Raw genomic sequence first — 24057 nt, 5'->3', positions numbered from 1 at the left:
CACCTCAGCCGGCGCACGGGCGGCAGGTCGGTCTCCGGGCCGAGAGACCGTCGTCCTTCCCTGCGCATCCGCATCGGCTCCCCCCAGCGGGTGAAGCTGTCACAGTGCAGCCGTTGATGGAACGCTTGTCGACCCCGAAGATGAGCACCGACACCCTTCCGGCCCAAAGGAGTAAGGCGTTGGCAAACAGCGCTCCTTCGACCGACACCCCCGAGCCTCCGCATCACGAGCCCGCACGCCGGCCGGTCGTGCCGGGTCTCCAGCCCTGGTAGCGCAGCTGCTCGTGGAGCGGCTCGGGCACCCCGTCGAGCGGGAAGTCGTCCTCGGCGATCAGGACGTCGGGCCCGAGACGGCGCGGCGCGGCGGTCGGGTGGGGTCAGGGTGCGGCTGCTTCAGGGCGTCCGGGACCAGGCCGTTCGGGGTTGACACCCTTCGGGGTCGGTGTCGTCTTGGCTCGACACCGGCGCCGGGGCGCCCCGCCGCTGCACGCCGTCGGCCGATGCCGTCACGGTCCCGGCGCACTGCTTGGTGCTCGTCCAGCGCATCGTGGTGGTGGTGCCGACCGGGTCGTCGACCCTCGCCGAGCTCGTCGCGACGACTCGCGTCTCTGTAGGAATCGCCGCATGGTGCGAAACGTGGTGCGAGAATCCGCGCATCGGGGGCTCGTGGAGGTATTCAGAGACACACGAGCGAGAACAAAGTCCCTGGTAGAAGCCCTAGGCCACGTGATCCGCGACTCTGGGGGTCAAGCGGTCAGCCTCCCCCCCGGGGATCTTCTTGCGAGCAAGCAGGTCTGGCTCGGCGAGGAAGATAGCTTTCGCCCGCTGCGGCCCTATGTGTCCGCGTCCTCGGGCCACAGGTAGTCCGATTCCTTATCCAACCATCGCAGCAGGGTTGTCGCGATCGTCATCGCTCGCGCGGCGTTCGCAGGGCTGTAGACGACGGCATCGGCGCAGTGGATCGTGCCGTTGCGGTTGTACCGGTCGCCGCGGAACCGTAGTCGTACTCGTGCCACAACGGCGGGATGCCGGCCATGGTTACCGCGAGGATCCAACGCCAATACTCCTCGTCCTTTTCTGAACGGGCGGCCATCTTCTTGATCTCACCGATGCTCGCCCGGACCCGCCTCGGACCGTCACCGAAGTACTGGGTGACGGCCGTGTCGACCACGTTCGTGGCGAGCGCCTGAGCTGCCGCCGGTTGACCGCCTGTGAAGGCGCGCGCCGCCTCGAACGCGAGCTGCACAAGGTCCGCCAGCTCGGGCACGTCGATCTCAGCTAGCCGCATCCGGCAGCTCTCCACGATGACCTCAGCATTCGAGCAGATCACCTCCGCGCGCTCGTCGGCTGTCGTGGCCGTCATCAGCTGGGTCATGACAGCCGCGTCCGGAGCCCACATGACACCGATCCGCTGCTCCTCCGCGACCTCGTGAAGCCGCTCGAGCTCGTCGGGGTCGAGGTCCCGCACGTTCTCGGGCAGTGCGCTGAGCCAGATTTCGTCGATCTTCGCGAAGGTCTCGGCCACTTCACGGGCCACGACCTGGTGCATCCGGTCAAGCGCCGAGGTATCGACGTGCATCTTGAGGGTGCCGAGCCAGTTGGGTGCGTACTGGACCTTCAGCGCCTCGGTGCTCGGCTTCATCGACTGAGCGAGCTGCTCGCCGACCTCTCGACGGAGCGCTTCGAGGCCGAGGGGATCGAGCAACGACTCGCCAACGTGGTCGTCGCCGCGCCACTCGTCGTCCGAGGTGTTCGCGCTTGCCACCCGCCAAGTGTCATGGGGGAGGTCGACGCCGTTGATCCGGGGTCAAGATCCCGGTTCGTGGTGCGGGTCGTGGTGCGAACTAGGGGCTACGAGCGCCTCGCGGGAACGTCACAGACACCCGAGTGAGAACAAGGGCCCTGGTAGGAGCCTCGAGAGCCACCTTCGCGCGTTCTTACAAGCCGTCGGTCGCAGGTTCGAATCCTGCCGCGCCCACGCATGTGATGTCTCAGGACATCATCCCGGACGCCCGGACCCACGTTGTGTGGGTTCGGGCGTTTGTCATTTCGGGGTCGGTGGGTGTCGGGGCTGGTAGTTGCGGGTGAGGTCGATCTCGAGCTCGCGGAGGAGTTCGCCGGTGGCGGCGTCGATGACGCGCACGTGGCGGTCCTGGGTGAGCAGTAGGACGTGGGTTCCGCTGTGGGGTCGGCCGATGCCGATGTGGCGCAGCCGGCCGGCGACGCGCAGGGTGACCGTCCCGGACTTGCGACGTGACCCTCAGCGGCGCCCTGCGCGTGCTCTACGGGCGGCTCGAGAACGTCGACGAGCTCGCCACCGAGAACGGCTGGGACACGTCCGCGACCGACCGGGTCCGCCGGGACGTCCTCCGTGCGGTGCGCGGCGTCGACCTCCGGCCGGGGTTCTCCCTGACGAGTCTGCGCGGGGACGTGATCGTCGGTGTGGCCGCCGGGCTGGACAGCCCCGCGACGAAGGAGCTGGTGCGGCGGACCGTCGGCGCAGTGCACGAGGAGCATCCGGGCCTGCGCTTGAGCTGGGGGGTGAGCCGCGCACACGCTGACTCCGCCGATCTCCCGAGCGGCCTGAACGAGGCGAGGACGGCTCTCTCCGCGCCGCGGCGTCTCGGTGGTGAGGCTGCCCTGCTCTACGAGGAGCTCGGCATCGTCCGCCTGCTGCTCGGCTCAGGGGACGACCCCGACCTGCAGACGTTCGTCGAGGAGGTGACCGGGCCACTGATCGCCTACGACCGCGACTCCGACGGGTCCCTCGTGCGCACCCTACGAGCCTTCTTCGACGCCAACTGCTCGCAGCGGGTGGCGGCGGAGCGCCTCTTCGTCCACCACAAGACGCTGCGCTATCGCCTGGAGCGGATCAAGACACTCACCGGCCTCGACCTCAACCGCCACGAGGACCGGATGCGCGCTGATTTCGCGCTGCGCCTGCTCCAGATCAACCGATCGGTGCCGGAGGAGGACGGCGACGAGGAGCCATGACCCCCGGCCGTCAGGTCCGCATGACCGCCTGGTCCAGGATGCCCTCGGTGTCGCCGTGCGGACGCGGGATCACGCGCGAGGTGTACAGCTCGCCCACACGAGCGGCCGCCGTGCTGCCCGCGTCGACCGCCGCCTGCACCGCGCCGACGTCGCCCCGCACGAGCACGGACACCTGACCGTTGCGCAGCGTCCGGTAGCCCTCGATCTCGACGTTCGCGGCCTTGACCATCGCGTCGGCGGCCTCGATCGCGCCGACCAAGCCCTTCGTCTCGATCAGGCCGAGCGCGCCACCTGACTTCGCCGAAGTCGTCATGGGCTCTCCTCGAGTGGGTTCGGCCGTCGGTCGCGCCCGGTAGTCGTAGCGTCTTGGGAGCGTAGGGCGGCCGGTACCCCTTGACGTTGTCTCAGCGGGATAGCCCTCGCCTGAGCTCGTTATCTCGCGAGGTGTCCCGACGCTGTTGAACAGGTAGTAGGCGTCGAGACGCTCGCCGAGCGTGCAGCCCGGGGGGTGGATGAGCACGACGGTGTCGAGGCTCCTCGGCGGCAGCCCCGAAGTCCGCGAGTGCCAATCCACACCAGCGAGACGAGCGACGCCAGCGCCGCGTAGTACGCCGCCGCAGGGAAGGCGGGCGGTGGGGCGGAGGCGGGGCCCAGCGCCGCGGCGTCGAGCCGCTGCCGCTCGTGCAGCCCGGACTGGTCGGCGACCAGGGCGTTCACCGCGGGGACGGCGAGGTGGGCGTGCACGTCGACCTCGGGCACGCCCACAGGGCCGGACGTCACTTGAACATGCCCGTCGCGTGCATCTGCTCGGCGGCTTCCTGGGTGCGGGGGAAGCTCTCCATCATGGAGTCGGGCATGCCGTGGGTGCGGTAGATGTTGGTGCCGCCCTGGGCGGGGGTCCAGTTCGGCGCTTCCCAGTCGGGCATGTAGTTGCGCCAGCCGCCGGCGTTGATCTCGATGCGCATGCCGCCGGGCTCGCGGGCGTAGAGGTAGGTGATCTCGTCGATGCCGTGGATGCCGGGCCCGAACTCGATGGGCGTGTCGTGGCCCATCAGCACCTGCGCGGCGGTGTGGACGTCGGCGCGCTGGTCGAGGCCGAAGGCGAGGTGGTTGACCCGCCCGGGGATGCCGGAGAAGTCCGGGACGACGCCCATCTCGTGGGTGACGTTCGAGGTGAGCGTCGCGAAGACCTTGAACCCGGGCTCGGCCTCGATCGTGGCGGTGTGGCGCAGCTTGAGGGCCTGGCGGTAGAAGTCGACGTCGCGGCGCAGGTCGTCGGTGGCGATCGTGACGTGGTCGATGTAGCGGGCGGCGATGCCGCGCGGCTTGAGCGCCTGCGGGCGGTCGGGCTGGTCGGTGGCCAGCTCCGGCGGGGCCTGGTAGCGCTCGACCTCCCAGAACAGCTCGTGGGTGTGCCCGCCGGGGCCCTGGAAGCGGAAGGTCTTGCCGTAGCCGAAGCCGCCGTCGGACCACTCGCCCTCGGGCATGGCGCGGGCGACCGTGTCCGGGTCGCCGGGGCCCTGGGCGCGCCAGCCGATGTGGCCGAGGCCGGGCTCGGGGCCCTCGGTGACCTCGACGGAGTGCTGGAACCACTCGGCCCAGCCGCGCAGGTAGGCGCTCTGGCCATCCTGCCCGGACTGTTCGAGGCCCAGGACGTTGCGAAACCACTCCACGGTTTCGGCGGGTCGGGGGCTGAAGATCTGGACGTGGGCCAGCTGGGAGACCAGGACCTCGGTCACGGTGATGCTCCTTCGGCGGTTCGTGGGTCAGTCGGTGATCAGCGCGAGCTGCTTGTTGATCTCGGCGGGGTTGGTGTCGCCGACGACCTTCTGCAGGAAGGGGGTGTGGTCGAAGACGAGGTCGCGCAGCGGCTGGAGCAGGCGCGGGGTGTGGTGGAACATCTGGCCGTTCATGTAGGCCATCCGCACCTGGAACTTGGTGTGGTCGCGGCGGGGGTCCTCGTAGGCCGCGAGTGCGGTCGCCACGGCGGCGGGGTCGGTCAGGTCGACGCCGCGCAGGGCGCGGCCGACGAAGTAGCCGTCCTCGATGGCCATGCCGGCGCCGTAGGCCGCGTAGGGCGAGGTCGCGTGGGCGGCGTCGCCGACGAGCGTCGCCCGGCCCTGTGACCATCGGTCCAGGTAGCCGCGGTCGCGCAGCACCCAGCGCTGAACGTTGCCGGGCTCGGTGTGCTCGATCAGCGCGGGCAACGGTGCGACGAACTCCCGCCCGAGCTCCTTCGCCCGGGCGAGCAGGTCGGTCGGCGGCGGGGCGTCGGGGTCGCAGGCCTCGAGGACCCACCACTGGTGGCCGGCGCGACCCTTGTAGCGGATCGAGGTCCAGCTGCCCTGGACCTCGCGCGCGTGCCCGATGACGCAGGTGTTCGGTTCGGTCGCGACGTCGTCGGCGAAGGTGAAGCCGGCGATGGCGTGGAGACGGTGCTCGCGCTTGGGGGTGTCGCCCCACAGGGTGCGCCGGACCAGGGAGTCGATGCCGTCGGCGCCGACGAGGACGTCGGCCTCGTGGGTGGTGCCGTCGGCGAAGTGCAGGGTGACCGCCGCGTCGTCCTGCGTGATGCGCTCGACGGCCTGGTTCGTGCGCAGCACCCCCGGCGGCAGCGCGGCGAGCATCCGTTCGTAGAGCTCGGGGCGCAGGAGCCCGATGAAGCCACCGCCGACGCCGTACCGCGCCTCGATCTCGGGATCGCTCTTGATCGTGGCGCGGACCTTGCCGCGGCTGTTGCGGAACTGAGAGCGGCACGGCGTGCCGAGGTCGTCGGTGTCGACGCCGAGCAGGCCCAGGGCCTTGAAGGGCGGCGGCCAGAGGTTGAGCACGTTGCCGGCGGGGCGGGCCTCGCGGTAGCGCTCGAAGACGACCACGTCGTGGCCGGCCTGGTGGACGGACAGGGCGGTGGCCATGCCGGCGGGGCCGGCGCCGAGGACGGCGACCCGGCCACGGGGACTGCTGGGCGAGGACATCATCGTCTCCTGGGCTGGTCAGGCGGGCTGGGCGACGAGCTCGGCGATGCGACGAGTCAGGCCGGGGACGTCGCCCTGGACGTGGTCGAGGTTCCACTGGGCCATCTGCAGGGAGGCCTCGACGACGGTGCGGACGCGGTCGTAGCGGCGGGCGGTGAAGGCCGTCAGGGCGTCGTCGAGCGTGTCATCGGTGGCGACGAGGTCCCCGAGGACCTCGGCGTCCTCGAGGGCGGCGGCGGCGCCCTGGGCGATGGTGGGCGGGCAGACGTGCACGGCGTCGCCGACGAGGACGACGCGACCGCGGTGCCACGGCGCGTCGAGCAGGTGGGTCTCGAACCAGGTGTAGTTCAGCCGGGCGGGGTCGTCGAACCGCTCGCGGACCTCGTCCCACGGACCGTGGTAGGCCCGGGAAAGCTCGCGGAAGGCGTCGAGCTGCTCGTCGGGGGTCCGGGAGGCGCGGTCCTGCGCGTCCTCGACGAGGAACCAGTAGGCGGTGTCCGGCCCGGTCGGGGTGATGCCGGCGATGTAGCACGGGCCGCCGAAGAACAGCTGGGCCGTGGTGACGTCCTCGGGTCGCGGAGCGACCATCCGCCAGGCGCCCATCCCGACGGCACGCGTGTCCAGCGGGACATCGAGCAGGCGCCGCGTCGCGGACCGCACGCCGTCGGCCCCCACGACGAGGCCGTAGCGGCGCGTGGTGCCGTTGGAGAAGCGGACGTCCACCCCGTCGGCGTCCTGGTCGAGGGCGTCCACCGTGGTGGCGAAGCGGGTGGTCACGCCGACCTCGTCGGCGCGGGCCATGAGCACCCGCGCCAGGTCGGGCCGGTACATCCCCATCGTCCCGGGCAGGTCCGGTCCGCCGAAGCGGAGGTCCGGGAGCTGGGCGAGCACCGTGGCGGCCGGGTCGGCGGCGCGGACCAGCAGCCCGGAGCACTCGTACCCCAGCGCCGCACACTCCTCGAGGACCCCGAGGCGACGCAGGACGCGCAGGGCGTTGCCCTGCAGCGTGATCCCGGAGCCGAGCGCGGAGACCTCGGGCTGGGCCTCGACGAGATCGACCGCGACACCGGCGTCGGCGAGCAGGATGGCGGTCGCCGCGCCGGCGGCTCCGCCACCGACGACGAGCGCGGTGTCGACAGCAGGCATGGCGGGACTCCTCTGTCCGCAGGGGAAGGGCGTCGCGCCCGGTCTGGTGATCCGGCCTCGTGCGGCGACGTCACCGACGCTAGGGAGCCCTGGTCCCGTCCGGAAATGCGTCGTCGCGATCCCTGCGATCCACCCCGTGCATGATCGGGCTCACAACCTCGTCAGGCCGGAGTGGTGCGCAGCGCGGCGGCGACGTCGGCGAGCTGGTCGCGCAGCCATCGGTGGCCGGGGTCGTCGTCGCGACGGGAATGCCACACCGCGGACTGCCGCAGCGGCGGCAGGTCGACCGCGGGTTCGAGCACGGCGATGTCCGCGGCGCCGGCGACGCGGCGGGCCAGACGTTCGGGCAGGACGGTGACGAGCCGGGTGCCCGCCAGCATGAACGGCATCGTGGTGAAGGTGCTGGCCGTGGCCTCGACGTTGCGGACGATGCGCTGGTCGTCGAGCTCGTCCTCCCACACCCCGCGGTTCCCGTTCGCCAAGTACAGGAGGTACGGCGAGGACGAGAACACCTCCGCCGTCAACGCGCCCGCCTCGGCGGCGGGGTGACCGGACCACACGGCGCCGACGAACCGATCGGAGATGACCGGCATCGCCGAGCAGATGGCGCGAGTCTCCTCGTCCAGCAGCGGGTCGGGGAGCACCGCGAGGTCGATCTCGTCGCGGCGCAGCGCCGTGCGGAAGTCCTCCGCGACCGGGGTGAGGTCCAGGCGCAGGCGGGGCGCGAGGTCGCCGATGGCGCCCAGGAGCGGACGGAGCAGGACCACACCCACGTAGTCGCTGCTGATGACCGAGAAGGCCCGCGTGTCGGCGGCCGGGTCGAAGCCGGTGGGTCGCATGATCGTCTGCTCGATCCGGGCGATGATGTCGCGCACCGGATCGACGAGCGTCTCGGCCCGCGGGGAGAGCTGCAGGTACCGCCCGTTCCGCACCAGCAGGGGGTCGTCGAGGGTCTTGCGCAGCCGGGCGAGGGCGGTGCTGATGGCCGGCTGGGACATGTGCAGCCGCTCGGCCGCGCGCGTCACGTTCCTCTCGCGCAGCAGGGCGTCGAGGACCACGAGCAGGTTGAGGTCCATCTGCCCGAGCTTCACCGCTCACCGCCCCCGCTCGACGTCGACGGCCCACCTCACCGGGCCGCCGCCGACCGGGCAAGAGCAGGCGCCATCGGCGGGGCGGATGGCTGCTGTCCACACGCTGCATTTCCGCGGTGCCGTGGTCCCGACCTAGCGTCGTCGAGGACAGGGAGGAGGTGGCGTGATGACGGCTCGCGTCCTGGTCACCGACCACGCGTGGCCCCACCTCGACGTCGAGACCTCGGTGCTCGCCGCCGCCGACGCCGAGCTCGTGGTGGCCGGGACCGGCGATCTCGACGAGCTCGTCGCGCTCGCCGGGGACGTCGAGGCGATCCTGACCTGCTTCGCGCAGGTGCCCGCCCAGGTCCTCGACGCCGCGCCCCGGTGCCGCACGGTCGCCCGGTACGGCGTCGGCCTGGACAACATCGACGTCGCCCGCGCCACCGAGCTCGGGATGATCGTCAGCAACGTCGTCGACTACTGCACCGACGAGGTCGCCGACCACACCTTCATGATGATCCTCGCGCTGGCCCGGCGGCTCGTGCCGCTGCACCGCGACGTCGTCGCCGGGGGATGGGGCGCCGAAGTGCCGGGCACATCCCGGCGGCTGCGCGGCCGCACCCTCGGGCTCGTCGGGCTCGGTGCCATCGGCCGGGCCGTCGCGACGCGCGCCGCGGTGATCGGGATGCGGGTGGTGGCGCTGCGCCGGTCCGGCGCCGAGACTCTGGGCATCGAGACCGTCGGTCGCCTCGAGGACCTGCTGGCCGTGGCCGAGGTGGTGTCCCTGCACCTCCCACTGACCGCCGACACCGCCGGGCTGATGGACGCGGCCGCGTTCCGGGCCATGCGCCCTGACGCCTGGCTGGTCAACACCGCGCGCGGCGGGCTGGTCGACACCGACGCCCTGCTCGCCGCCCTCGAGCGCGGCGAGCTGGCCGGGGCGGCGCTGGACGTCACCGACCCCGAGCCCCTGCCCGCCGCGCACCCGCTGCGGTCGCGGCCCGACGTCGTGCTCACCCCGCATTCGGCCTTCGCCTCCGACGGCTCGCTGGCCGAGCTGGCCCGGCGCGCGGCCAAGAACGTTGTCGAGGTCCTGGCCGGGCGCGTGCCCGCGAGCATCGTCAACCCCGAGGTGCTCACCAGCCCCACGCTGCGCATGTCTCCGGCGGCGACGCGGTGACCGCCGACCCTGCCCCGGTCGACGCAGCGGCGATCACCGCATTCCTGCGCCGGCGCCGCCTGATCGCCCCCGACGCGCAGGTGCAGGTCGAGGCGCTACCCGGCGGCGTCTCCAACGACGTGCTCGCCCTCAGCGCACCCGGCCTCGACGCGGTGGTCAAACGCGCCCTCGGGCAGCTGCGCGTCGAGCAGCTCTGGCTCGCCGACCCCGGTCGCATCGACACCGAAGGACGGGCCCTGCAGATCGCCGGGCGTCTCGCCCCCGGCGCCGTGCCCGACGTGTACGACCTGCACGAGGGCTACCTGGTCATCGAGCGCGCGCCGCGTTCGTGGCACACGTGGAAGGACGAGCTGCTCGTCGGCGAGGTCCGTGTCGAGATCGCCGAGCACCTCGGTCGGCTCCTGGGCACCTGGCAGTGCGCCACCGCCCACGACGCCTGGACCCGCCTCCAGTTCGGTGACCGCACCGCCTTCACCCAGCTGCGCGTCGACCCGTTCCATCGCACCATCGCCCGCCGACACCCCGAGCTCCGCGACCAGATCGAGGAGACCGTCGAGGTCATGGACCGGGCGGACGTCTGCCTGGTGCACGGGGACTACACCCCCAAGAACGTCATGGTGGCGCCGGCCGGCGAGGATCCCGACGGGCTGTGGGTGATCGACTGGGAGGTCGCCCACGTCGGCGACCCCACCTTCGACCCCGCCTGGACCGTCGGCCACCTGCTGCTCAAGACGATGCACCGTCCGGGGGCGGCGCCGGAGTACGCGGCCGCCGCCCGGCGCTTCCTCGCCGCGTACGAGGCCGCCGTCGACGGCGCCGTCGTGCTCGACCCCGCGCAGCTCGTCCGCCAGACCGCCTGCCTGCTGATCGCCCGCGTGGACGGCACCAGCCCCGCGGGCTACCTCGACGACCGCGCTGCTGCGCGCACCCGCGAGCTGGGGCGTCGGCTGCTCGTCGACGCCCCCGACACCGTCACCGACGCCTGGGAGGACCTGCCGTGACCGGCACCGCCATCGCCGAGCTGCACGCGTGGGAGGCGCTGGACTCCCGAGGCCGTCCCACCGTCGCCGCCGAGGTGAAGCTCGAAGGCGGCGCCCGAGGCCGGGCCACCGTGCCCTCCGGGGCGTCCACCGGTCGGCACGAGGCGCGCGAGCTGCGCGACGGCGGGACCCGCCATGGCGGCTACGGAGTCCGGCACGCGGTCGCGAACGTGACCGGTGAGCTGGCGGACGCCGCCCGGGGGCTCGACGCCACCGACCAGCTCGGCGTCGACCGGGCGCTGCGGGCCGCCGACGGCACCCAGGACCTCGGGCGGCTCGGTGCGAACGCAGTCCTCGCCGTGTCCGTGGGCAGCGCCGTGGCGTCCGCGGCGGCCCAGGGCGTGGCGTTGCACGCCGCCGTCGCCGACCCCGGCGCACGCCCCCTGCTGCCGTTGCCGATGGTCAACATCATCTCCGGCGGCGCCCACGCCGGCCGGACCCTCGACGTCCAGGACTTCCTCGCGGTACCCCTCGGTGCCACGAGCTTCGCCGACGCCATCGAGTGGTGCGCGCGGGTCCGGGCCGGGACGGCATCGGTCCTCGCCGACCGCGGGCACACCGTCGCCCTGGTCGCCGACGAGGGCGGCCTCGGGCCGGTGCTCCCCGACAACCGCAGCGCCCTCGACGTCCTCGTCGCCGGGATCGAGCGCGCCGGCCTCCAGCCCGGCCCCGAGGTCGGGATCGCCGTCGACGTCGCCGCCACGCAGTTCGCGACGGGGGAGGGGGAGTACACCCTCGCCGCCGAGGGCGGCCGGGTCCTCGACGCCGCCGGGCTGGTCGACGAGCTCGCGTCGTGGTGCGACCGGTATCCGATCGTCTCGATCGAGGACGCCCTCGCCGAGGACGACTGGGCGGGTTGGACCCGCGCTACCCAGGTGCTCCACGGCCGCCAGTTGCTCGGCGACGACCTGTTCGTCACCAACCGTCGGCGACTGGAACGCGGTATCGAGGACGGCGTGGCCAACGCCGTGCTGGTCAAGCCCAACCAGATCGGCACCCTCAGCGACGCCCGCGCCGTCGTGCGCCGCGCGCACGACGCCGGCTACACCACCGTGCTCTCCGCCCGCTCGGGGGAGACCGAGGACGACTGGCTCGCCGACCTCGCCGTGGGGTGGCGCACCGGGCAGATCAAGGTCGGGTCCACCACCCGCTCCGAGCGCACCGCCAAGTGGAACCGGCTCCTGCAGCTCGAGTCCCAGCTGGGTGAGGGCGTCGATTACGCCGGCGCCGCCGCGCTCGTCGCCGGGCGAGAGGCGGTGCGCTGATGTGGTTCGCGCTCGGCACCTTCGACGACGGCGGCGCCGCTTTCCCCGGGCTCGTCGTCGACGACGTCGTCGTCGACCTGCGCCCGCACCTCGGCGACGGAGCCACCGTCGAGCGCCTGCTACAGGACTGGGACGCCACGCTCGCGGTCCTGCAGGACCTCGCCGAGGAGGCCGCCGGCCTGCCGTCGACCGCCCTCGCCGACCTGCGCGTCCTCGCACCGTTCCGACCCCGGCAGCTGCTGTGCGCCGGCGCCAACTACTTCCGCCACGTCCGCCAGATCGTCGCCAGCACGCTGCGCAACAGCGGCGACGAGCGCAGCGAGGACGACCTGCAGGCCGAGGCCGACCGGATCGCCCACGCCCGCGCCGCGACGGGGACCCCGTTCGTCTTCCCCGGCCTGCCCAGCGCCGTCACCGGACCGCACGACGACATCGTCCTCTGGGGCCCGGGCGTGCAGCACGACTGGGAGCTCGAGCTCGGCGTGGTCATCGGCCGCCACGCCCACCGCATCCGGCCCGACGAGGCCATGGACGTCGTGGCGGGCTACGTCATCGGCAACGACATCAGCACCCGCGACGTCATGAACCGTTCTGACCTGCCCATGACCGACTTCATCATGAGCAAGAGCCGTCCGACGTTCTTCCCGACCGGCCCCTACCTGGTCCCACGCGAGTGGGTCCCCGATCCGCGGCAGCTCCGACTGCGCCTGTCGGTCAACGGCGAGGTGATGCAGGACGACACCGTGGACGACATCATCTACGGCATCGAGGAGCTCATCAGCTACGCCTCCCACGCCGCCGTCCTCGGCCCCGGCGACCTCGTCCTCACCGGTTCGCCCGCGGGCAACGCCGGCCACCACGGCAACCGCTGGCTCGTCCCCGGCGACGTCATCGACGCCGAGATCACCGGCCTCGGACGGCAGCGCAACCGATGCATCGAGCCACCGGTGGAGGCCGACTCTTGAGGTCTGGGGGCTGTGGCCTCGGGACTCCTGAGCGCTGATCAGCGGCGCGCCGCCATCTTCTCCGCCCGCACGATGCGTCGACGTAGAGGTGCGACGACGATGCCGAGGCCAGCAGCTTCTCGCAGAGCGCCGTTGCCCGGCCGACGCGTGGCCGGACACGCCGTCCTGGTCCACGCCGCGGACCCGACGTCCTGGGGGGTCAGGAGCGCAGGACCGCGTCGGCGTCGACGCTGAGGGCGGCGAGCAGGTCAGCGACCTTGTGGCCGAGTCCGTGTGCCGCCGTCACGGTCCTCGTGGATCTGGGTCCGCAGCGGCGCGTAGAGCATGACCGCGTGGTCGTGGCGGTACATGCGCTCGGCGATGGTGTGGTTGCCCATGAGGTAGGACGTGCACCGTTCGGGGTGCCCGGCAAGGCGCATGATCGTGTCGACCTCGGCCCGCAGGTAGAGCAGGAAGCCGTGCGGGGCGTCGGCATCGGTGGTCGCCCGCACCGTGGCCCAGTCGATGTCCTGGGGGTCCAGGTCGGCGTAGCGCGCCGGGTCGAACGCCGGCACGGCCCGTTCGTAGCTGTCTCGGAACTCGTCGTAGCCCTGGTCGACGGGGATCTCGAGTCGCTGCACCTCGTGCGCGATGACGTGCGTGCGATGGGTCATGGCGGGCCTCCTGGGGTCGGGCGATCGAGGGCAGCGAGGGGAGCAGGGCGAACCGGGGTCGCCGGAGTGGCTGCTCACGTCCGCTGCTGCGCACCGTCGGCCCGCAAGCCGTGCAAGCGCGGCGGATCGCGGAGGTCGGTGCGACGACCATCGTCGTCCACCGGCGATTCGGCGGGATGCCACAGCTCTTGACCGCGCTCGTCGAGGCGGGCTTCGACCGACTGGCCACGGTGTTCGCCGACCGACCGAAGTTCGACGACCCGGTCGCCGGATTCTGCGACCTGGCGCTGGCCTACCGCGGGGTGGCCCGAGCGAACCCGCACCTATTCGACCTCATGTTCGGGCTGTCCAACCCCGGGGGGTACCGCGCTGACCAGTGGGCGTCGACGCCGGAGGGCGCGGGCGGAGCGACCAGGCGATCGAGCTACTTCGACCGGGCGTACGAACCCCTCGTGCGGTACGCCCGGCGCGCGATCGCGCAGGGTCACCTGCGCGACGGGGAACCAGAGGCGATCGCGGCGCAGCTGTGGAGCTTCTCCGACGGCTTCGTCGTGTTGGAGCTCGCCGGGCACTTCGCGCCGTTCGCCGACCCTTTGCGGGAGGTGCTCGGGCCTCTGGCGACCAATCTCGTGGTTGGCCTCGGCGACGATCCCGGCCACGCCGCTGCGGTCATGCGCTCTGCGCTGACGCAGGGCGGTGGATGAATCCGAGTAGGTCACTCCTCGAGCAGATCAGTGACCCTCCCCAAGCAGTACCGACGGGGTCAGCCGGGCAGCCGACAGGTCTTGCTCGTGCCATGCGACGCCTGGTGCACCTGCCGGATCTGGTCGGTCAGCCGGGCATGGTGGATCGCCCGGGCCGAGGGTGTGCGGGTCAGGGCCTCGTAGGATCCGGACTCGGCCACCCCCAGCACCCGGGGCGAACCAGTGCCGCCACCGGCCGCGGCCTGAAGCCAGCCGGATAGCGTGACCATGTGGCGGTGCGCGAGCTGGCCTTGGTGGTGTTGACGGTGGGACGAGGCACACCTACGAGATGAAGATCGCGACCTACAACGTGAACGGCGTCAACGGGCGGCTGCCGGTCTTGCTGGAGTGGCTTGCGGAGGCCGGGCCGGACGTCGTCTGCCTCCAAGAGCTGAAGGCGCCGCAGGAGAAGTTTCCCGCAGCCGCCATTCGCGACGCTGGGTACGAGGCTGTCTGGCTGGGACAGAAAAGCTGGAACGGGGTCGCGATCCTGGCTCGCGGTGAGTCGCCGGCGGAGACCCGCCGGGGTCTGCCGGGCGAGCCCGATCCGGGGCAGTCGCGCTACATCGAGGCGACGGTGAACGGCCTGTTGATCGGCTGCCTCTACCTTCCGAACGGCAACCCGGCTCCCGGTCCCAAGTTCGAGTACAAGCTGGCCTGGTTCGAGGCGTTCATCGGCTACGCCGCGAGCCTGCTCGCGCGCGGCGTTCCGGTCGTCCTGGCTGGCGACTACAACGTGATGCCGACCGACCTCGACGTCTACAAGCCGGAGCGCTGGGTCGACGACGCCCTGTTCCGCCCCGAGGTGCGCGACGCGTTCCACCGGCTCGCCGCGCAGGGCTGGACGGACGCGCTGCGGACGCTGCACCCGGGCGAGCGGACCTACACCTTCTGGGACTACTTCCGCAACGCGTTCGGCCGCGACGCGGGCCTGCGCATCGATCACCTGATGCTCAGCCCGGCCGTCGCGGCCCGGCTCGTCGCCTCCGGCGTCGACCGCGGCGTCCGCGCCAAGGAGAAGACCAGCGACCACGCCCCGACCTGGATCGAACTGACTGACCCGCTGTAACGGGCCCACTTTGCGCGCTGCGACGGACCTGTCGACTGGCCGGCCCCGACTTGGGGCGGGCTCGAACTCGATGATCTCGGGCCTCCCGCATCGTGCCGCGGATAGCCACAGAGTCAGAAGAGCGGGATCGGGTTGATGGGACGGCCATGCCGCCGAGATGCGGGGCGGGGCGGTGCTCCGGAGGAACGCGTACCGGCGGAGGTCCGCGCAGACGACGGCGACCTCGTCGACAGGTCTACGGACGAGCCCTGCTCGGCATCACCGACGACTTGCGGGATCGTGAGCCGGCGGGCGGGGGTGACGCCAAGTGCTGCAGTGCTGCCTGAACGGTGCGCGCCCGGACGACGCGTACCCGGCCGTGCCGATGTCTCCGCGTCACCTCGCCCGCGACGCGCTCGCGGTGTCCACGCTCGGCGTGTCGAGTGTTCACGTGCACCCGCGCAACCGGGACGGTCGGGAGAGCCTCGACCCGGACACGATCGGGGCAGCGACCAGCGCAATCCGCGAGCAGCGCCCCGAACGGAGATCGGGGTCACGACGGCCAAATGGGATGAGCCCGACCCCGTCGCACGCATCGGAATCATCAATCAGCGGGTTGGCTGCCCGCTCACGCCTGCCCCGATCTCGCCTCGGTCAACGTGCACGAAAGTGGGTGGCAGCGAGTGTGCGGCGCCCTCGATGCAGTGGGCATCGGGGTGGAGCTAGGAATCTGGACATCCGGCGACGCCGTGCAGCTCAAGAAGGCCGGCCTGCCGCGGGGCACGACCCGGGTCCTGTCCGAGGTCACCGTGACCGAGCCCGACATCGCGGTCGCCGAGGCGATGCGCATCCTCACGGCGCTCGGCCGATGCCCGCTCCGATCCTGTTGCGCGGTGAGGACGCCGGGACCTGGCCCGTCCTGGAGTACGCCCAGCGCATCAACCTCGACACCCGCATCGGCTTCGAGGACACCCTGGAGCGTCCGGATGGCCGAAGGCGGGCCGTCAGCAACGAGGAGCTCGTGCGCTGCGCGCTCATGCGTTGACCGGCCGACGATCTCGGTCATCAGTCACCGAACTGTTCGAGCGCCGACGATTCGCGTCCACAGCCACTTGCCGAGCGCCCGATCCCGCAACTGCCTTAATGGATCTGTGATCTGGCAGTAATCCGCCGTGAATTCGACAAGCGGACTTCCGCGCGGCGGCGGGCGAGGGGAAGGTGAGCTCGTCGTGACGATCCGGGGGAGGCCGACGGGGCATGCCTGTTCACCATGGCCGACACGGGATGCCGGGTTGGCGGGGGTATCTACCGGAGAGCGTCGATCGCTCGGCGCGGCGAGGTGGCGGCCGCCGCAGCGCCGCTCCGTGGCACCCGACGTCGCGCCGCGTGGTGGCCGCCGGCGCCCTCGCGGCCTGCGCCCTCGTCGGTGGCGCCGTGATCCAGACGAGGTCGGCGGGACCGCCTGATGCCCCGTCCGGGCCGGGCAACGCCGCTACTTCGGCGTTGGCGCGGAGCTCGGCGTGGACCGGTGAGGCCACGCCCGTGCTCGCCGCGCTCGAGACGGAGCTCCGCCGCGCTGACGAGGTCCGGCGCCGCTGGGACGCCTCCGCTCGCGCACGGCGCGACGGGCCGCCGCCGGGTGCTGTAGTGGCCTTGCTCGAGCGCCGGACTGAGCTGGCGCACCACCGCGACGCGCTGCGCGCCACCATGGCCGCGATCAGCTCCGCACCCACGACGGAGTCCGCCCTGGCGAGCGCGTGGCCGAAGCTCAGGGCGGCACAGGAGATGATGCGGGCGCTGGTCTCCGCTCGGGGCGAGCTCGGGGATCTGGTCGAGATGAAGGTCCTGCGCCTCCTCGACCAGGAGTCCTCGGACACGTCCGACGACCGATCGTCCTCGGGTGACGACAAGGGGAGCGCGACACGTAGCGGTGCGGAAGACAAGGGGGGCGCGACACGTAGCGGTGTGGAGGACAGGGCGACCGTCGCGCTGGCAGCGACCCCCGCGAGGCCTGGCGAACCCACGGCTGCGTCCGCCCCCGTACCGGCCGAGGTCCCGCAGCCCCTGGGTGTGGCGAGTGGGCTGGTCACCTCCGTCGTGGCCCCGACTGATCCGGCGTCCGTCGAGGTCGGGGAGGTGGTCCGGTCCTCCACCGGCGGCGCGGGAGCAGCCGAGGCCGACGAGGCCGCCGAGAGCCCTGCACCGGACCTGTCGGGGAGCGTGGCCCCGACGGACCCGGGCGGGTCCGACACCGACGGCGATCCAGAAGGGTCGATCGACCAAGTCCTGGACGTGCCGTCCGGTCGGACGATCCTGACCTTCGACCGTCTATCGAACGGCGCGGCGGAACCCGAGCCGCTCGGGGAGGGGATAGCGCCCGTGTCCAACATCCCGACCGATGACGACACGGACGAGCACGCGTCCGCTTTCCAGGACCGGCTCACCTAGCGATTCGACCGGTCCACACCGACCGCGTGCGAACTTCGCCGAGTGGACTTCCGCCCAGCTTTGAGTGGGTGCACCGCGGACATGGGGCTCCCCGAGATCGCCAGCAGCTTCATGGTGCCGACTCCTCTCGATGCTTTTCGGGCAAGCAACGACCCGCGATGATCCTGGGCGGCCAGCCGTGAGCGCGGATCATCTCCATGACCGCGTCACAGGAGGGCGACCCGCGTCCGAGAGGCGCCGGTGTCAGCGAAGATCGCCCGCCGGGTGGTGTCGGTAAGAGTCACTGAGGCTGGTGTCCCTTGGCCCGGTGATTCTTGGCCTTCCGATGGCCGTCGAGTGTTGTCCAGTAATCTCGGCCGTCCGGCTTCGAATCGACTGGACGTTGCTCGTGCGCGCGCTCACTGATCCAGTGTCGCCCCCAAACATGTCCGGGGCAGGCGACACACCATAGCAAAGTCGAGTACGGGTAGAGCGGGCACGCGCCGATCAGCGCCCGATCAGGCAACCGCCGCGACCGTCGCCGTCGAATGGCCCAACATTCGACACGCAGCGCGTGGCGACCTTGTGCCGGCGGTGATTCGCGCGTCACTCTCCCGCCCGTGGCACGACACAGCAAGACCGTTCGGCAACGGATGGTTGCGCTCTCACGGGTGATCGCGATGGTCAACGACAAGGGCGGTGTGGGCAAGACCTCCCTGGTCGCCAACCTGGCCGGTCAGCTCGCCGCCTCCGGCTACCGGTGTCTGCTCATCGACCTCAACCGTCAGGCCAACCTCGCCGATGACCTCGGCTACCGCGACGACGAGCGCGACGACCAGGGCGCAGGCTTGCTGATGTCGGTGATCGCGGGCCGCGCGCTCGAGCCGGTGACCGACGTCCGGCCGGGCCTCGACGTCGTCCCCGGCGGCGCCCGCCTCGCCGATCTCGTGCCGCTGATGGTTTCGCGCGTGCAGGAGCGCGATCGCGAGGCGTTCCTCGTCCTCGCCGACATCCTCGCTCCCGTGGCCGAGCCCTACGACGTCGTGTTCATCGACTGCCCACCCGAGTCCACGATCCTCACCGACCTCGCCCTCACGGCCGCTCGTTGGGTGGTCATGCCGACGAAGTCCGATGCCGGCGGGCTCGTCGGCATGAGGCTCGTGGGCGAGCGGTTCGCACTCGCCCGCGAGCTCAACCCTGACCTCGGCCTGCTCGGTTCCGTGCTCTTCGCGACCGGCAGCCGGTCGGTGCAGGTCCACGCCGAGGTGCGCAGCGCGGTGGAGAACGCGTTCGGTGGCCGCTCACCCTTGTTCGCCGCGTCGATCCGGCACGCCGAGCGCTCAGCGCAGGACGCCCGCCGACTCGGCAAGCTTGCCCACGAGCTCGAGGTCGAGGTCGCCGCCCAGCCCGCCTGGTGGACTGCGCTCCGGGACGGAACAGGCACGGGCGGACGACTGTCGACCACGGCGGTCGGAGTGGCCGGCGACTACCGCGATGTCGCGGTGGAGCTGTTGACCCTGCTGCGGACGGTCGAGGAGCCGGCCGCCAAGACCCGGGCGGAGGCCATGCGGTGAGCCAGGACCTGTCAGACACCTTCGGAGCGCCCGCCGCCTCGGCCCTTCGCGGCCTGCTGCCGCCACGGCCCGCCGGCAACGGCCAGCGACCCGCTCCGGGGTCCGCCGAACAGGGCAGGGCCACCGGGTCGGCGGGGAACCCGGTCGGCGAGACCGACTCGGACGACGTCGTCATCGACCAGGACGCAGGCGACGACCCCGCCGAAGCCGAGGACCAGGACGAGTTCGAGGACCAGGACGAGCCCGGATTCGACGACGTGGACGAGGACCTCGACGAGGACGCGTTCGGCGACGACCTCGCCGACCACGGAGACGACGAGGTCGAGGCCGACGACGGCCCGGCGGGCGACGTCCCGGCGGGCGACGACCCGGTCGGGGACACGAAGAGCCGCGACACGGGCGGCGGGAACGATCGTCGGCGGCGGTCGCCGGCCACCGTCCGCCAGCCGGTCGCCCCGGGGGCGTCGACGCCGCGGACCGCACGCCGAGCAACGCCCCTGTCCAGGCGTACGTCTACCCCACGCTCGGAGCCGGCCCGGCGGTCCGGAACCGCTGGTCGCCCCACCCGGGTCGCGGCTGGTGGATGGCGCGTGACCCGGATCGCGGCGCGCGGGCACATCGACCTGCTCGTCCTCCTTGCGCTGCGGCAGGGTCCGGGAGACGGGCGGGACGTCATCGCCCGTCTGCACGCTGAGAGCGACGGCACCCTGCAACTGCCTGAGCAGACCGTCTACCGGACACTGCACCGGCTGACCCGCAACCGGCTGGTGCTCCGTCGGCGGGACCCGGTGGTCCGGCGCGCCCGATATGTTCTCTCCGAGACCGGTGATCGCGTCTGGCGGTCGCGGCTCGATCAATGGCGGGCGTTCGTACGTACGGTCGACGCGATTGCGCGGAGCGGGGACGAGACGTGACACGGGTGAGTGCTCGGCGCTGAGGGGGCGGATCGGGGCGAGACTCGCCGCCACGATCCTGCCCGGGTCGTCGATGGTCCGGCGCATAGATCGGCGTCGCACCAGCCGCGATCATGTCGAGCCTCGGCGGCAAATGGCGTTGACGCTGCGCCGCAAGCACGCCTTCACAACATCCTTGTGTCAATTGGGCGCAGGCGGGGATGCGTTCGCCCGGACAGCGCAGGCTTGTTGGGTGATGTCATTTGTGTAACGCATGGCGGAAGCTTCGTGCGGGAGGGCACGGCACCATGCCGTCGCCAGAGAGGGACGAGGTCACCGTGGACGTGAAGGTTGAGAACGAGGTCACTCTGTCGCGCGAGGAGCTCGCCGACTGGCTCGCCGACCTCGCTGATGCCCTTCGGGAGGACGGCCCCGCCGAACTACCTCTCGCCGGTCCCGCGCTCACTCTCGCGCTGTCCGACGAGGCGCACGTCGAGATCGAGATGAGCATCAACGACGACGAGGTGGAGCTGGAGCTCGAGTTGTCGTGGTCGACCCGCCAGGACCGGCAGTCCGCGTCGCGCGACGACGCCGAGGACGGCCAGGACGCCGACGAGGCGGACGGCGAGACCGCCGCCACGACGGGCCGCGGAGAGACCGGGAGCGACGCGAAGGTCAGCGCGGGTAACGGCGCACCCCCGAAGGGCGCCGGGAACGGGGCCGCCGAGGGCGGAACACGGTCGACGTCGTCCTCCGGGCCTTCGTCCGCCTCGACGCCGACGCCTGCGGCGGCGAAGGGACGTCCGAAGGCCGCAACTCGGGCCACCGGCACAGCCCCCACGACGAACGGCGCCGGGTAGGCACCTCCCGGGGCGCTGTCGCAAGGGTCAGATCGCCAGCTCCGCGGGTGACACGAGTGCCACCCCACGGATCCTCAGTTGGCGGGTACCCCCGGACAGGTTAAGAGGACGGTCCACTACGGTCGACCAGGGCTGCTACCAGTGCCTGTGTGGGCAGGGCGAAAGAACAGGGCCTGCTCCCCGGGCGATGCTCGATTCCAGTCCGCACCCGGCAGAGATCAACTAATGATCCCCGACTCGCGAAGTACTGGGATCCCTGGGTGGCACGTCGCGGATGATGTTCAACGTGACTCGCCGACGTACGGCCGCTACCTAGGCGTGCTTTCGCCACTGCTGGGAGGCAGGCGGAGCTTTCGCGCCGCTCAGCAATCGAGACCGAGGTGGCGGGGTCGTCCGGCAGCCCGGGCCCGGACCGGGCGATGTGCTGGTCGGGGCGGACGAGCAGAGCCGCCGGGCGGGCTCGGGCCTCGCCGTCAGGCGGCTCCACGACGGTCAGGGGGACCCCGCGTCGGGCGGAGACCTCGCGCCGCGGTCTCGTCGCCGGGTCGGGCGAGCAGGGTGAGCCCGGGGCCGAGGACGTCGTAGAGCGAGCGGCCGTCGGGGAGCCAGGTGTGCGGCAGCCGGTGGCCGGCACCGGAGGCGATGACCGGCGAGTCCTCGTGGTCGAGGTCGAGGACGAGGTCCAGAGCGTGGAACTCGGCGTGCTTGGTCTCCTGGATGCGGGTGACAGAGGTTGCCCCATCCCCGCGCGGTGCGCCTGACCGGCGCCGGCCGGCGGCGTTCAGCTGGGCGGTACCCGAGTATCGCTCGATGCGTTGATGCGAGGGGTACCCGGCGGAGGAGTGAGTCCAGCGAGCCCTGGGGTGCGCCGCCATGCTGGCGTGGCTCGGCTCGACCGGCCCCCAAGGGACCCAGCAGGCCGACGAGGGGCACGCGACATCCTCCGACACGGCTACGAGGTCTCCGGGTGACCGACGGGTCCGCAGCTACTTGCCGACCAGGTGGTCGGACGCCGAAGTACCGTGGGGGAGTGCCCGCCACCAGCCCGTGCGGGCCGTGCTCGCAGGGGACGCGGCCCTGGCGGGTGGCGCTGTGCGGCACCCGGGCCCGGTTGCACGGGGACGACACATCCGCCCAGTTCGCCCGCTTCGTGACGGTGGGCGTGATCAGCTCCCTGGTCTACTTCAGCGTGTTCCTGCTGCTGCGGCCGTTCGGCACCCTGCCGGCCAACGTGATCGGTGCCGTCGTCTCCACCGTCCTCGCCAACGAGCTGCACCGGCGGCTCACCTTCCACGCCGGTCGGCGGATCGGCTGGTGGACCGCGCAGTGGGAGGGCGGCGGCCTGGCCGCTGTCGGTCTGGTGGCCACGACGATCGCCCTCGCCGTGCTCGAGCCCGTGGTCAGCGACGCCTGGTGGGCGCAGGTGCTGCTCATCGCCGCGGTGACCGGAGCGGTCGGCACGATGCGATTCGTCTTCCTGCGGCTCTGGGTGTTCTCGGGTCACGAGCGCCGGGGGGCGCCGCGGCCTGAACCCGAACCGGCGTGACCCGAGCGGCTCAGCTCGCCATCGCCCGGACGCGCGACGCGGTCAGGCCGGCGCTGCTTCTACCGGAGCTCCGGCCGTGGCGTTCGCCGCGGCTTCGATCAGGTCCACCACGGCTCCGGGGTGCGACACCATCGCGACGTGGCCGGAGGCCACTTCGACGGTCTCGGCGCCCATCCGGTCGGCGAACATCCGCTCGACCTCAGGCGCGATGGCCTCGTCGTCGGCGGCCACCAGGTACCAGGACGGGAGCGACCGCCACGACGGCGTCCCCATCACGTCGCCGAAGACGGCCATCGAGACGGGCTGCTGGGCGGCGTGCATGACCCTCGCCCTGACGGGGTCGACGTCGGCCGCGAAGTGGCCGACGAAGTCGTCCTCGGGCAGCCGGCCGAAGCCACGCCCGTCGACGAGGAGGTGCGCGAGCGCCGCCGTGGGCGGTGCGTCCCCGCCCAGGGCGGCGAGTGATTCACCCTCGTCGAGCCCGAAGGCGGCGACGTACACGAGCCCCACGACGTTCGTCGCGTTGTCACCGAGCGCGGTCATGATCTGGCCGCCGTAGGAGTGCCCCACGACCAGGGTGGGCCCCTCCTGCCATTCGAGGACCTGGCGCAGGCGCGCGACGTCGTCGGCGAGGGAGGTCAACGAGAACTGCGGAGCGGTGACCTCGTACCCCCTGGCCTGCAGGCCCTCGATGACGGCGCTCCAGCTCGATCCGTCGGCGAAGGCGCCGTGGAGCAGAACGATCTTCGGTTTTCCGTTCACCATCGACTCCCGGGTCGTGCGGATTCCTGGTGTGCGAGTCCGATCAGGGCGTCGGCGAACATGGTCGGCGCCTCCTGGGGGACGTCGTGACCGATGCCGTCGAGGATCCGGTGCTCGTGAGGACCGGTGAACCTGTCGGCGTAGGCCCTGCCGTCCGCGTTGGGGCCGTCGAAGTCGCTGGCGATCGTGATCGTCGGAACGTCGATGGTGGGGCGCGCGGCGAGCTTCTGTTCCGCGTCGAGGTGCTGCTCGTCGCCGTCGGCGAGGCCCAGGCGCCACCGGTAGTTGTGGATGACGATGTCGACGTGGTCCGGATTGTCGAACGATGCCGCCGTCCGCGCGTAGGTGGCGTCGTCGAATCCCCACCGGGGCGAGGCGATCTGCCAGATCAGCTTGTTGAAGTCGTGCCGGTACCGGCTGTAGCCCAGCCGGCCTCGCTCGGTCGAGAAGTAGTACTGGTACCACCACCCCAGCTCGGCCTTCGGGGGCAGCGGCTCCTGGTTGAACTCGACGCTCCCGATCAGGTAACCGCTCACCGCCACCAACCCCGCGCAGCGTTCGGGCCAGAGCGCGGCCATGATGGCGGCGGTCCGCGATCCCCAGTCGAAGCCGGCGACGATGGTTCGCTCGATCTCCAGGGCGTCCATCAGGGCCGTGGCGTCGAGAGCGAACGCGACCTGCTCACCGTTGCGTGCGGTCTCCTCGGCGAGGAATCGCGTGGTGCCGTAGCCGCGCAGGTAGGGGACGATCACGCGATACCCCTGCTCGACGAGCCTCGGCGTCACCTCGTCGAACGCGTGGATGTCGTAGGGCCAGCCGTGCAGGAGGAGCATTGCCGGGCCACTGTCCGGGCCGGCGTCCACGTAACCCACGTTGAGCTCGCCGGCCTCGATCTGTCTGACGTCCATCCGATT

General features: G+C 71.6%; 24 protein-coding genes and 1 pseudogene. 14 read left to right on the top strand and 11 right to left on the bottom strand.

The genetic code is table 11. The features are described from left to right. Positions 1 to 906 precede the first annotated feature (906 nt). On the bottom strand, positions 907 to 1764 hold the full coding sequence (locus ACQPX6_RS19920; protein ID WP_433782168.1) for a hypothetical protein: 858 nt from the start codon (positions 1762 to 1764) through the stop codon (positions 907 to 909). Between the two features lie 488 nt (positions 1765 to 2252). Between ACQPX6_RS19920 and ACQPX6_RS19915 the strand changes: the two genes are divergently transcribed. After that, positions 2253 to 2993: a PucR family transcriptional regulator gene (locus ACQPX6_RS19915; protein ID WP_433782167.1), complete on the top strand. Its 741-nt coding sequence runs from the start codon at positions 2253 to 2255 to the stop codon at positions 2991 to 2993. 10 nt (positions 2994 to 3003) lie between these two features. Here the strand turns inward: ACQPX6_RS19915 and ACQPX6_RS19910 are convergent, their stop codons facing one another. From ACQPX6_RS19910 to ACQPX6_RS19890, 5 genes are all read right to left on the bottom strand, one after another. Further along, positions 3004 to 3306, bottom strand: coding sequence for a BMC domain-containing protein (locus ACQPX6_RS19910; protein ID WP_433782166.1), 303 nt, complete (start codon positions 3304 to 3306; stop codon positions 3004 to 3006). A 463-nt stretch (positions 3307 to 3769) separates the two neighbouring features. Further along, positions 3770 to 4732 (bottom strand): VOC family protein, encoded by a 963-nt coding sequence (locus ACQPX6_RS19905; protein WP_433782165.1) that lies wholly within the window; start codon positions 4730 to 4732, stop codon positions 3770 to 3772. 27 nt (positions 4733 to 4759) lie between these two features. Then, entirely contained in the window at positions 4760 to 5968 is a 1209-nt protein-coding gene (locus ACQPX6_RS19900) for an FAD-dependent oxidoreductase (protein WP_433782164.1), read from the bottom strand. An 18-nt stretch (positions 5969 to 5986) separates the two neighbouring features. Beyond that, a complete protein-coding gene (locus tag ACQPX6_RS19895; RefSeq protein WP_433782163.1) occupies positions 5987 to 7114 on the bottom strand; it encodes an FAD-dependent monooxygenase in 1128 nt (375 codons plus the stop codon). A 161-nt stretch (positions 7115 to 7275) separates the two neighbouring features. Further along, positions 7276 to 8205: a LysR family transcriptional regulator gene (locus ACQPX6_RS19890; protein WP_433782162.1), complete on the bottom strand. Its 930-nt coding sequence runs from the start codon at positions 8203 to 8205 to the stop codon at positions 7276 to 7278. 166 nt (positions 8206 to 8371) lie between these two features. On the opposite strand from ACQPX6_RS19890, the gene ACQPX6_RS19885 reads away from it, so the two are divergent. From ACQPX6_RS19885 to ACQPX6_RS19870, 4 genes are read left to right on the top strand one after another with little or no spacing between them, the layout of a single operon-like run. Then, positions 8372 to 9367 carry a C-terminal binding protein gene (locus ACQPX6_RS19885; RefSeq protein WP_433782161.1) on the top strand — a complete coding sequence of 332 codons (996 nt, stop codon included), beginning with the start codon at positions 8372 to 8374 and terminating at the stop codon, positions 9365 to 9367. After that, entirely contained in the window at positions 9364 to 10368 is a 1005-nt protein-coding gene (locus tag ACQPX6_RS19880; protein ID WP_433782160.1) for a phosphotransferase family protein, read from the top strand. Before ACQPX6_RS19885 ends, ACQPX6_RS19880 begins: the two co-directional genes overlap by 4 nt. After that, complete coding sequence (gene eno / locus ACQPX6_RS19875) at positions 10365 to 11672, top strand: phosphopyruvate hydratase (RefSeq protein ID WP_433782159.1); 1308 nt, start codon at positions 10365 to 10367, stop codon at positions 11670 to 11672. Before ACQPX6_RS19880 ends, eno begins: the two co-directional genes overlap by 4 nt. After that, positions 11672 to 12637, top strand: coding sequence for a fumarylacetoacetate hydrolase family protein (locus tag ACQPX6_RS19870; protein WP_433782158.1), 966 nt, complete (start codon positions 11672 to 11674; stop codon positions 12635 to 12637). Before eno ends, ACQPX6_RS19870 begins: the two co-directional genes overlap by 1 nt. Before the next feature lie 248 nt (positions 12638 to 12885). On the opposite strand, the gene ACQPX6_RS19865 is transcribed toward ACQPX6_RS19870, so the two are convergent. Next, on the bottom strand, positions 12886 to 13290 hold the full coding sequence (locus ACQPX6_RS19865; RefSeq protein WP_433782157.1) for a hypothetical protein: 405 nt from the start codon (positions 13288 to 13290) through the stop codon (positions 12886 to 12888). A gap of 176 nt (positions 13291 to 13466) precedes the next feature. On the opposite strand from ACQPX6_RS19865, the gene ACQPX6_RS19860 reads away from it, so the two are divergent. Next, positions 13467 to 13994: a TetR-like C-terminal domain-containing protein gene (locus tag ACQPX6_RS19860; RefSeq protein WP_433782156.1), complete on the top strand. Its 528-nt coding sequence runs from the start codon at positions 13467 to 13469 to the stop codon at positions 13992 to 13994. 59 nt (positions 13995 to 14053) lie between these two features. Here the strand turns inward: ACQPX6_RS19860 and ACQPX6_RS19855 are convergent, their stop codons facing one another. Continuing rightward, positions 14054 to 14263 (bottom strand): hypothetical protein, encoded by a 210-nt coding sequence (locus ACQPX6_RS19855; RefSeq protein WP_433782155.1) that lies wholly within the window; start codon positions 14261 to 14263, stop codon positions 14054 to 14056. Between the two features lie 59 nt (positions 14264 to 14322). Between ACQPX6_RS19855 and xth the strand changes: the two genes are divergently transcribed. From xth to ACQPX6_RS19830, 5 genes and pseudogenes are all read left to right on the top strand, one after another. Next, the gene (xth, locus tag ACQPX6_RS19850) at positions 14323 to 15102 is read left to right on the top strand and encodes an exodeoxyribonuclease III (protein ID WP_433782154.1); all 780 of its coding nucleotides are present in this window, start codon (positions 14323 to 14325) and stop codon (positions 15100 to 15102) included. Between the two features lie 307 nt (positions 15103 to 15409). Further along, positions 15410 to 15607: pseudogene (locus tag ACQPX6_RS19845) on the top strand (3-keto-5-aminohexanoate cleavage protein); the annotation flags it as partial. A 342-nt stretch (positions 15608 to 15949) separates the two neighbouring features. Further along, positions 15950 to 16126, top strand: a complete 177-nt coding sequence (locus tag ACQPX6_RS19840; protein WP_433788419.1) for a hypothetical protein — start codon at positions 15950 to 15952, stop codon at positions 16124 to 16126. 497 nt (positions 16127 to 16623) lie between these two features. Continuing rightward, a complete protein-coding gene (locus ACQPX6_RS19835) occupies positions 16624 to 17529 on the top strand; it encodes a hypothetical protein (RefSeq protein WP_433782153.1) in 906 nt (301 codons plus the stop codon). 527 nt (positions 17530 to 18056) lie between these two features. Further along, positions 18057 to 19082 carry a ParA family protein gene (locus ACQPX6_RS19830; RefSeq protein ID WP_433782152.1) on the top strand — a complete coding sequence of 342 codons (1026 nt, stop codon included), beginning with the start codon at positions 18057 to 18059 and terminating at the stop codon, positions 19080 to 19082. An 11-nt stretch (positions 19083 to 19093) separates the two neighbouring features. Here the strand turns inward: ACQPX6_RS19830 and ACQPX6_RS19825 are convergent, their stop codons facing one another. Further along, the gene (locus ACQPX6_RS19825; RefSeq protein ID WP_433782151.1) at positions 19094 to 19390 is read right to left on the bottom strand and encodes a hypothetical protein; all 297 of its coding nucleotides are present in this window, start codon (positions 19388 to 19390) and stop codon (positions 19094 to 19096) included. 282 nt (positions 19391 to 19672) lie between these two features. Here ACQPX6_RS19825 and ACQPX6_RS19820 point away from each other — a divergent pair, with 282 nt between their 5' ends. From ACQPX6_RS19820 to ACQPX6_RS19810, 3 genes are all read left to right on the top strand, one after another. Further along, on the top strand, positions 19673 to 19996 hold the full coding sequence (locus tag ACQPX6_RS19820; protein WP_433782150.1) for a PadR family transcriptional regulator: 324 nt from the start codon (positions 19673 to 19675) through the stop codon (positions 19994 to 19996). A 317-nt stretch (positions 19997 to 20313) separates the two neighbouring features. Continuing rightward, positions 20314 to 20835 carry an amphi-Trp domain-containing protein gene (locus tag ACQPX6_RS19815; protein ID WP_433782149.1) on the top strand — a complete coding sequence of 174 codons (522 nt, stop codon included), beginning with the start codon at positions 20314 to 20316 and terminating at the stop codon, positions 20833 to 20835. A 1030-nt stretch (positions 20836 to 21865) separates the two neighbouring features. Continuing rightward, positions 21866 to 22381, top strand: a complete 516-nt coding sequence (locus ACQPX6_RS19810) for a GtrA family protein (protein ID WP_433782148.1) — start codon at positions 21866 to 21868, stop codon at positions 22379 to 22381. A 42-nt stretch (positions 22382 to 22423) separates the two neighbouring features. On the opposite strand, the gene ACQPX6_RS19805 is transcribed toward ACQPX6_RS19810, so the two are convergent. Continuing rightward, positions 22424 to 23143 carry an alpha/beta fold hydrolase gene (locus tag ACQPX6_RS19805; protein ID WP_433782147.1) on the bottom strand — a complete coding sequence of 240 codons (720 nt, stop codon included), beginning with the start codon at positions 23141 to 23143 and terminating at the stop codon, positions 22424 to 22426. After that, on the bottom strand, positions 23140 to 24051 hold the full coding sequence (locus ACQPX6_RS19800) for an alpha/beta fold hydrolase (protein ID WP_433782146.1): 912 nt from the start codon (positions 24049 to 24051) through the stop codon (positions 23140 to 23142). Before ACQPX6_RS19800 ends, ACQPX6_RS19805 begins: the two co-directional genes overlap by 4 nt. Positions 24052 to 24057 lie beyond the last annotated feature (6 nt).

The sequence above is a fragment of the Actinomycetospora sp. CA-101289 genome, from assembly GCF_050955895.1.
Taxonomy (GTDB): Bacteria; Actinomycetota; Actinomycetes; order Mycobacteriales; family Pseudonocardiaceae; genus Actinomycetospora.
Note: the sequence above shows the minus strand (reverse complement) of the source record. Positions and strands in the feature narration are given on the sequence as shown.

Bases quoted from the DNA above. Each gene is read 5' to 3' on its own strand.
- ACQPX6_RS19840 (WP_433788419.1), top strand. From the start codon at position 15,950: ATGCCCGCTCCGATCCTGTTGCGCGGTGAGGACGCCGGGACCTGGCCC.
- ACQPX6_RS19800 (WP_433782146.1), bottom strand. From the start codon at position 24,051: ATGGACGTCAGACAGATCGAGGCCGGCGAGCTCAACGTGGGTTACGTG.
- ACQPX6_RS19865 (WP_433782157.1), bottom strand. From the start codon at position 13,290: ATGACCCATCGCACGCACGTCATCGCGCACGAGGTGCAGCGACTCGAG.
- ACQPX6_RS19860 (WP_433782156.1), top strand. From the start codon at position 13,467: ATGCCACAGCTCTTGACCGCGCTCGTCGAGGCGGGCTTCGACCGACTG.
- ACQPX6_RS19910 (WP_433782166.1), bottom strand. From the start codon at position 3,306: ATGACGACTTCGGCGAAGTCAGGTGGCGCGCTCGGCCTGATCGAGACG.
- xth (WP_433782154.1), top strand. From the start codon at position 14,323: ATGAAGATCGCGACCTACAACGTGAACGGCGTCAACGGGCGGCTGCCG.
- ACQPX6_RS19870 (WP_433782158.1), top strand. From the start codon at position 11,672: ATGTGGTTCGCGCTCGGCACCTTCGACGACGGCGGCGCCGCTTTCCCC.
- ACQPX6_RS19830 (WP_433782152.1), top strand. From the start codon at position 18,057: ATGGCCCAACATTCGACACGCAGCGCGTGGCGACCTTGTGCCGGCGGT.
- ACQPX6_RS19855 (WP_433782155.1), bottom strand. From the start codon at position 14,263: ATGGTCACGCTATCCGGCTGGCTTCAGGCCGCGGCCGGTGGCGGCACT.
- ACQPX6_RS19885 (WP_433782161.1), top strand. From the start codon at position 8,372: ATGACGGCTCGCGTCCTGGTCACCGACCACGCGTGGCCCCACCTCGAC.
- ACQPX6_RS19900 (WP_433782164.1), bottom strand. From the start codon at position 5,968: ATGTCCTCGCCCAGCAGTCCCCGTGGCCGGGTCGCCGTCCTCGGCGCC.
- ACQPX6_RS19895 (WP_433782163.1), bottom strand. From the start codon at position 7,114: ATGCCTGCTGTCGACACCGCGCTCGTCGTCGGTGGCGGAGCCGCCGGC.